Annotated in this window: 7 protein-coding genes; all 7 read left to right on the top strand. The window is 72.0% G+C overall.

Annotated elements, in window-relative coordinates; all coding sequences use genetic code 11:
* Positions 1-5 precede the first annotated feature (5 nt).
* From ABZV00_RS26670 to ABZV00_RS26700, 7 genes are read left to right on the top strand one after another with little or no spacing between them, the layout of a single operon-like run.
* Positions 6-1,025, top strand: coding sequence for an MCE family protein (locus ABZV00_RS26670; RefSeq protein WP_355610716.1), 1,020 nt, complete (start codon positions 6-8; stop codon positions 1,023-1,025).
* On the top strand, positions 1,022-2,005 hold the full coding sequence (locus tag ABZV00_RS26675) for an MlaD family protein (RefSeq protein ID WP_355610719.1): 984 nt from the start codon (positions 1,022-1,024) through the stop codon (positions 2,003-2,005). Before ABZV00_RS26670 ends, ABZV00_RS26675 begins: the two co-directional genes overlap by 4 nt.
* Positions 2,005-3,255 (top strand): MCE family protein, encoded by a 1,251-nt coding sequence (locus ABZV00_RS26680; RefSeq protein WP_355610722.1) that lies wholly within the window; start codon positions 2,005-2,007, stop codon positions 3,253-3,255. Before ABZV00_RS26675 ends, ABZV00_RS26680 begins: the two co-directional genes overlap by 1 nt.
* Positions 3,252-4,670 (top strand): MCE family protein, encoded by a 1,419-nt coding sequence (locus tag ABZV00_RS26685; protein WP_355610725.1) that lies wholly within the window; start codon positions 3,252-3,254, stop codon positions 4,668-4,670. The genes ABZV00_RS26680 and ABZV00_RS26685 overlap by 4 nt, the downstream gene beginning before the upstream one ends.
* A complete protein-coding gene (locus tag ABZV00_RS26690; protein WP_355610728.1) occupies positions 4,667-5,923 on the top strand; it encodes an MlaD family protein in 1,257 nt (418 codons plus the stop codon). The genes ABZV00_RS26685 and ABZV00_RS26690 overlap by 4 nt, the downstream gene beginning before the upstream one ends.
* A complete protein-coding gene (locus ABZV00_RS26695) occupies positions 5,920-6,708 on the top strand; it encodes a hypothetical protein (protein WP_355610731.1) in 789 nt (262 codons plus the stop codon). Before ABZV00_RS26690 ends, ABZV00_RS26695 begins: the two co-directional genes overlap by 4 nt.
* Before the next feature lie 14 nt (positions 6,709-6,722).
* Positions 6,723-7,250 carry a hypothetical protein gene (locus tag ABZV00_RS26700; protein WP_355610734.1) on the top strand — a complete coding sequence of 176 codons (528 nt, stop codon included), beginning with the start codon at positions 6,723-6,725 and terminating at the stop codon, positions 7,248-7,250.
* The last annotated feature ends 234 nt before the right edge of the window (positions 7,251-7,484 follow it).

Genomic DNA, 7,484 nt, shown 5'->3' on the forward strand with positions numbered 1-7,484 from the left:
ACCGGATGAGGGTGCCCCTGCTGAAGCTGGTGGTCTTCGCCGCCGTGACCCTGCTGCTGACGGCGCTGCTCGCGCAGACCCTCGGCGCCTTCCCGCCGGGTGGCGTCACCTACCGCGCCCGGTTCACCGACGTCACCGGACTGCTTACCGGAGACGACGTCCGCGTCGCCGGCGTGAAGGTCGGCCGCGTCCGCGGCATCAAGGTGGTCGACGACACCGCCGCCGAGGTGGCCTTCACCGTCACCACCGACGTCCCGGTGGCCACCAGCGTCCGCGCCAAGATTCGCTACCGCAACCTGGTGGGCCAGCGGTACGTGGCGCTGAGCGAGGGCCCGGGGGAGGGGCGACCACTGCGGCCCGACGGCCTGATCCCGCTCGGCCAGACCACCCCGGCGCTGGACCTAACGGTGTTGTTCAGCGGGTTCCGGCCCCTGTTCACGGCGCTCGACCCGGACGACGTCAACAAGCTCGCCTACGAGATCATCCAGGTGCTGCAGGGCGAGGGCGGCACGGTCAGCAGCCTGCTGCAACGCACCGCGTCGCTCACCAACACCCTCGCCGACCGGGACGCCGTCATCGGGCGGGTCATCACCAACCTCAACGGCGTCCTGGGCACCCTGGCCGAACGGGACCAGAACCTCGACCAGAGCATCAGCCAGCTGCAGCAGTTCGTCTCCGGGCTGTCCGCCGACCGCACGGCCATCGGCGAGTCGCTGGTCAGCATCGGCGAGCTCACGACCGCCACGTCGTCGCTGCTGCGCGATGTCCGACCACCGCTCGCCGCGGACGTGCGCGCCCTGGGCGAACTCTCCGGCACCCTCAACCGCAACGCGGCCGTTATCGACAGCACCCTCGGGCGGATGCCCGAGCGGTACCAGTCCCTGACCCGCGTCGCGTCCTACGGCTCGTGGTTCAACTTCTACCTCTGCGACTTCGACGGCAACGTGGCGGTGTCGGGCCGGGCACCGCTCGACCTGCCCACCTTCAGCGCCCCGGCCGCCCGATGCGCCGGAGGCAGCCAGTGACACCGTTTCGGGAACGCAACCCCGTGGTCGTCGGCACGCTCGGGCTGGCGCTGATCGTCGCCGTGCTGCTGGGTGCCTTCCAGCTCGACCGGCTGGCCGACCTCACCGGACGCAGGTACCAGGCGGCCTTCCACGACGCCAGCGGCCTCGTCACCGGCAACGAGGTGCGGGTCGCCGGGGTGCGGGTGGGCAAGGTGACCGCCGTGGAACTCGCCCGCGACGGCGCGCCCTACGTGCGGGTCCGGTTCCGGATGGACGACGACAGCGTCCGGCTCGGCACCGACACCGGCGCCACGATCAGGATCAAGACGGTGCTCGGCCAGAAGTACCTGGCCCTCTCGCCGGCCGGGCCGGGTCGACTGCGCGAGGGCGGGCAGATCCCCCTCGCCCGCACCGCGGCGCCGTTCGACGTGGTGCAGGCGGTCACCGGACTCGCCGACACCCTCGACAAGGTCGACACCGACCAGCTCGCCGCCGCCTTCACCACCCTGTCCGAGACCTTCGCCGACACGCCCGAGAGCGTCAACGCCTCCCTGGTCGGACTCTCCCGGCTCTCCCGGACCGTCGCCGGACGCGACGCCGAACTGCGGGCGCTGCTCGACCGTGCCCGTCAGGTGACCGCCGTGCTCGCCACCCGGGACGAGGAGTTCCGCAAACTGGTCACCGACGGCGAGGCGCTGCTGAGCGAGGTGAGCCGGCGTCGGGACGCCATCCACAAGCTGCTCGTCGGCACCGACGAGCTCGCCACCCAGCTGTCCGGACTGGTCACCGACAACCGCGCCCAGCTCGCTCCCGCGCTGCGCGAGCTGCGTGAGGTGGTCGCCATCCTGCAGCGCAACCGGGACGACCTGGAGAAGACCATCCAGCGGATGGGGCCGTTCGTCACCGCGTTCGCCAACGTGGTGGGCAACGGCCGCTGGTTCGACTCGTACGTCTCCGGTCTGCTCCAGCCGTACCAGCCCACGACGGGAGGCCGCTGATGCCCGGTCCCATCCAGCGGTGGCGACGACCGATCGCCGTCACCACCGTCCTCCTGGTAGCCGTCGCCGCCGGCGTGGTCGTTCTCCGCGGCGGCACATCCCCGCGGCGGGTGGTCGCCCACTTCACCCGCGCCGTCGGGGTGTACCCCGGATCGGACGTGCGGGTGCTGGGCGTCCGCGTCGGCGAGGTGGTCGCCGTGACCCCGCAGGGCCGCACCGTCCAGGTGACCATGTCCTACGACCCCGGGATCGCCGTTCCCGCCGACGCGCAGGCGCTCATCGTGCCGCCCAGCGTGGTCAGCGACCGCTACGTCCAGCTCACCCCCGCCTACGCTGGCGGAGCCGCGCTCGCCGACGGGGCCGAGATACCGCTGGAGCGGACCGCTGCTCCGATGGAGATCGACGACATCTACCAGGCGCTCGACGACTTCAACCGCACCCTCGGCCCGGAGGGCGCCAACCGCGATGGTGCCCTGTCCGACCTGGTCGCCACCGGACGCGCCAACCTGGAGGGCAACGGCCAGAACCTGCACGAGACCCTCGACGGCCTGTCCCTGGCACTGGCCACCCTCTCCGCCGGGCGGCAGGACCTCTTCGGGTCGGTGGTCAACCTGCAACGCTTCACCACCGCGCTGGCCCGCAGCGACCGGGAGGTGCGCGCCTTCAACCAGCAGTTGGCCGACGTCGCCGAACAACTCGCCGGGGAACGCGACGAACTGGCCGCCGCGCTGCGCAACCTCTCCACCGCGCTGGCCGACGTGACCACGTTCGTGCGGCAGAACCGGGACGCGTTGACCTCCAACGTCGCCGCGCTGGCGGACATCACCGGCATCCTGGTCCGCCAGCAGCAGGCCGTCATCGACATCCTCGACGTCGCCCCGCTCGCCCTTGGCAACCTCAGCCTCGCCTACAACCCGCGATCCGGCACCCTGGACACCCGCGACAACGTAATGGGTCCCTACGACCCTGCTGGCTTCGCCTGCTCACTGATAGTGGACCAGCTGCCCGCGGCCCAGGTGCCCGCCAAGTGCCTGGCACTCGCGCAGACCCTGCACTCCCGCGGGCTGCCCATGACCGACCAGCTGCGCAAGCTCCTCAAGCTGCCGCCCGGCGCCCCGGCGACCGGCGGGTCCTCACCGGGAAATCCTCCCCTCGATTCCCCCGGTGCGCCGATCCCCGACCAGGCGCCGGGCGGCCCCGGCATCACCAGCGACCCCACCCTCGGCGGCATCCTGCGGGGTTTGTCATGACCGCCCGCACACTGCGGACCCTGGCGTGCGCGATCGTGGTGGCGATGCTGCCGGCCGGATGCGGCCTGCCCGACCTCACCGACCTGCCGCTGCCCGGCGGCGCCCCGAAGGGCGACGGGTACGCCGTCACCGCCGAGTTCAGCGACGTGCTCGACCTTGTGCCGCAGGCCGCTGTGAAGGTCGACGACGTGACGGTCGGCAGCGTGGAGAAGATCTCCCTGGCGGGCTGGACCGCCCAGGTAACCCTGCGCATCGGCGCAGAGGTACGGCTGCCGTCCAACGCAACGGCCGCCGTCCGGCAGAGCAGCCTGCTGGGCGAGAAGTACGTGACCATCGCGGCGCCGCCCACCGGCGCCGCCAGCGGTCGACTCGCCGACGGCGACCTCATCCCGCTGTCCCGGACCGCTCGCGGCGCCGAGGTGGAAGAGGTCCTCGCCGCCCTCGGGCTGCTGCTCAACGGGGGCGGTCTGGCGCAACTGAGGACCATCAATCAGGAGCTCGGCACCGCACTCGACGGACGGGAACCCGCGGTCCGGGACGCGCTGCGCCAGCTCGACACGTTCATCGGCGGGCTGGACAAGCAGAAGGCCGATCTGGTCCGCGCCCTCGACGCCCTGGACCGGCTCAGCGGCCGGCTTGACCGGCAGAAGCAGGTGCTCGGCGAGGCCGTGGACTCACTCGCCCCCGGCCTGACCGTGCTGGCCGGCCAGCGCGCCCAACTGACCCGGGCGCTGACCGCTCTGGACCAGCTGGGCGACGTCGGCACCCAGGTCGTCAACCGGAGCCGCGACGACACCCTGGCCGACGTTCGGGCGCTGCAACCGATCCTGGAGCAGTTGGCACGGGCCGGGGACGACCTGCCGAAGTCGCTGGACTTCATGCTGTCCTACCCGTTCCCACCGAACGTCACCGGCGCGATCGTCGGCGACTTCGTCAACCTCTCCGTCACCGCCGACCTCGACTCGGCGTCGATCCTGGCGAACCTGGTCGCCGCGGCCCCCGCCGCCCCGGCCCGTCCGGCCACGCCGTCACCGGGGGCTAGCCGCGGCGGGGCTCCAGCGGCGGGTGGCCCCGCACCTGCCACCCCGCGACCTCGCGGCGGGTCCCGTCCGCTGCCCGACCTGCCGATCCTGAAGTGCCTGCCCGACCCGCGCAACTTCCCCGCGACCTGGACGCCGCCGAAGGACTGTCTGCTGCCGGAGGGCTGCGTCCTGCTCAAGCCCGGCTCGACGGTGCCCATCGGCGGACTGATCCTGCCGAAGGGCCTCGTACCACCGGGCACGGTCTTTCCCGTCGAGACCGAACTGCCCGCGGGCACGGTCATGTCGGCGCAGTGCGTCCTGCCGTTGACCGGCGCGGTGATCGGACAGATCGGCAGCCTGCCGGACGTCCTGGGAGGGGGGCTGAAGCCATGATCGGACGTACCGCGAAGGTGCAGGTTCTGGCGTTCCTGCTGGTGAGCGTCCTCGGCGTCAGCTACGTCGGCATCCGCTACGTCGGGCTGGGCGACCGGCTGCTCGGCGGAAGCTACGTCGTCCACATGGACCTGGCCCGGGCCGGCGGCATCTTCCCCAACGCCCCGGTCACCTACCGCGGGGTGCCCGTCGGCCGGGTCGCCGGAGTCGCCCTGCGCGGTGACGGGGTCCGCGCCGACCTGCGGTTGCAGCGCGACGTCCGGGTACCGGATGACCTGCGGGCCGTGGTGGCGCAACGCTCCGCCGTCGGCGAGCAGTACGTGGACCTGCGTCCGGAGCGCGACAGCGGGCCGTACCTCGCTGACGGCGCGGTGATCCCGGCCGACCGGACCGGTGTCCCGCTGGCGCCGGAGGTGCTGCTGAGCAACCTCGACGCCCTGGTCCGCTCCGTCGACCCGGAGGATCTCACCGTCCTGATCACCGAACTCGGCACCGCGTTCGAGGGCAACGAGCTGGCCCTGGCCCGGATCCTCGACCACGGGGACGCGCTGCTGACCGAGGCGACCACCCGCCTGCCGGAGACACTCACGCTGATCAACGACGGACGAACCGTGCTCACCACCCAGGCCGAGTCGGCCGAGGCGCTGCGCCGGTGGGCGGCAGGACTGGCCCAGCTGGCGGCCACCGTCCGCGACGCCGACCCGGACCTGCGGCGGCTGCTCGCCGCCGGGCCTCCCGCCGGGCGGGAACTGGTCGCGTTGCTGCGCGGGCTGGAACCGACGGTCGGCACCCTGCTCGGCAACCTGGTGACCGTCAACGGCATCGCCGCCCGGCGGCTGCCCGGCATCGAGCACCTGCTGGTGGTGTACCCGATCGCCGTCGCCGGCGGTTTCACCGTCACGCCGGGCGACGGCACCGCCCACCTCGGCCTGGTCCTCAACGTCAACGATCCGCCGTCCTGCGTATACCGCGGCGGCGGAACCACGTGCGGAGCAGGGGATCGCGCGGGCGGCGCCAGCGTGCGCGGTGCCGCCAACGCCCCCCGACCGGGCGGCCGGGAACCGGCCCCCGACCCGGGGCCGTCAGCCGCCGCCCCGCCCGCCGGGACCGGGACCGGCGGGTACGACCCCGCGACCGGCCTGGTGCTCGGCTCGGACGGCCGGCCATTGCAGTTCGGCGGAACCGGGGGTCAGTCCCGGATGGCCGGGGACCAGTCGTGGAAGCAGCTGCTGCTCGCCGGGGTGACCCGGTGACCGGCGCGAAGAAGGAGGTGGCGATGCGGGCCCGCAGGGACCACACGCTGAAAGTCATCAAGGGGGCGAAGGCTGGGGCTCCGGGCCGGGCGTCGCAGCGTCGGATCGTCCCCCGCCAGCTTCCCCGACCGACGGAGCCGATCGAGGACCTGCTGCGGCGGCTCGACCAGGAACCGGTCGAGGACCCGACGGAGTTCGAGGATCCGGTGGGCGGCGACGACCCGGCGAGCGCGGACGGTCCGCTGGAGAAGCCCTCCGGTGAGCGTTCCGAGGGCGAGCCGGCCAGGGCCGTGCCGGCGGGACGGCGACGGATGTCCATCGTCGTGCTCGTGGTGCTCCTCGCTGCGACGCTCACCGCCGCCGGCGTGACCGGGCGCCGGTGGTACGTCGACCGGGCGACGGAGCAGGCCCGGCAGGCGGCCGTCGCGGCAGCCAAACAGGCCAGCGTCAACTTCGTCTCGGTCAGCGCGGCCAGCGTCGACCGGGACATCCAGCGGATCACGACCGGGGCCACCGGCGACTTCCGGGATGAGTTCACCCGGGGGCAGTCGCAGGTGCGCGCTGCGGTCGTGGAGAACAAGGTCGACTCGCGCGGGTCGGTGCTGCGGGCCGGGCTGGTCTCCGGCGACCGCCGCCGGGCGGTCGTGCTGGTGGCCGTCGACGCCACCGTCAAGAACGTCAAGGCACCCGAGGGGCGGCCGTCGCACTACCGGATCCAGCTGGACCTGGTCCGCGACAACGAATCGGGCCTTTGGCTCGTGTCCCGCCTGCAGTTCGTCGGCTGAGAGAGGGAGGACCTGTGGGTACTTTGGTCGAATTCGTGCGACGGCCGCGCGTCCTCTGGCGGCGCCCGGCCCGGATCCGGCTCGTCCCGGCCCTGGCCGTCGCGATCGTGCTCGCGGCCGCCGTCGCCGGTTTCGGCTGGTGGGGCGACCACCGCGCCGGGCAGCGGGATGCGGCCGTACGACAGGCCTTGGCCACCGCGCCCGCCGCCGCCAAGGCGATCTTCTCCTACGACTACCGCACCTTCGACGACAGCGTCGCCAACGGCCGCACCTTCGCGACCGGCCCGTTCGGCAAGGAGTACGAGCAGACCACAGCGGCGTTGAAGCAGACCGCGGCCACGCAGCAGGCGGTCGTTTCGGCGGAGGTGTCCGCGACGGGCGTGGTGACCGCGACCGCCCAACGGGTCGAGCTGCTCGTGTACCTCAACCAGTACCGGCGCAACGTGAACACGGCGGGGGAGAAGGTCGACCAGAACCGGGTGGTGCTCACACTGGTCCCGGTCGACGGGGAATGGAAGGTGGCCAAGGCGGAGGCCATCTGACGCTCACCGCGTGGGCCGACAGCCTCGCGCAGGTCGGGACGGAAACACCAAACAGGCGAAATGCATCTTCGAGGTGGTGTCATCGACGACGGTCTGGACCGATAGAGGAAGTGCTCCTGGCCTGCCCTGGGCTCGGGAAGGGTTGCTAACTGCTTGTTGTGGAGTGTCCATGAGTGACTGTTAGGTGCTTTTAGTGTTGTATGATCCTCGTTGTGAATCTGACGGAATGGGCTA

It is taken from the genome of Micromonospora sp. NPDC005173 (assembly GCF_040608515.1).
Lineage (GTDB): Bacteria > Actinomycetota > Actinomycetes > Mycobacteriales > Micromonosporaceae > Micromonospora.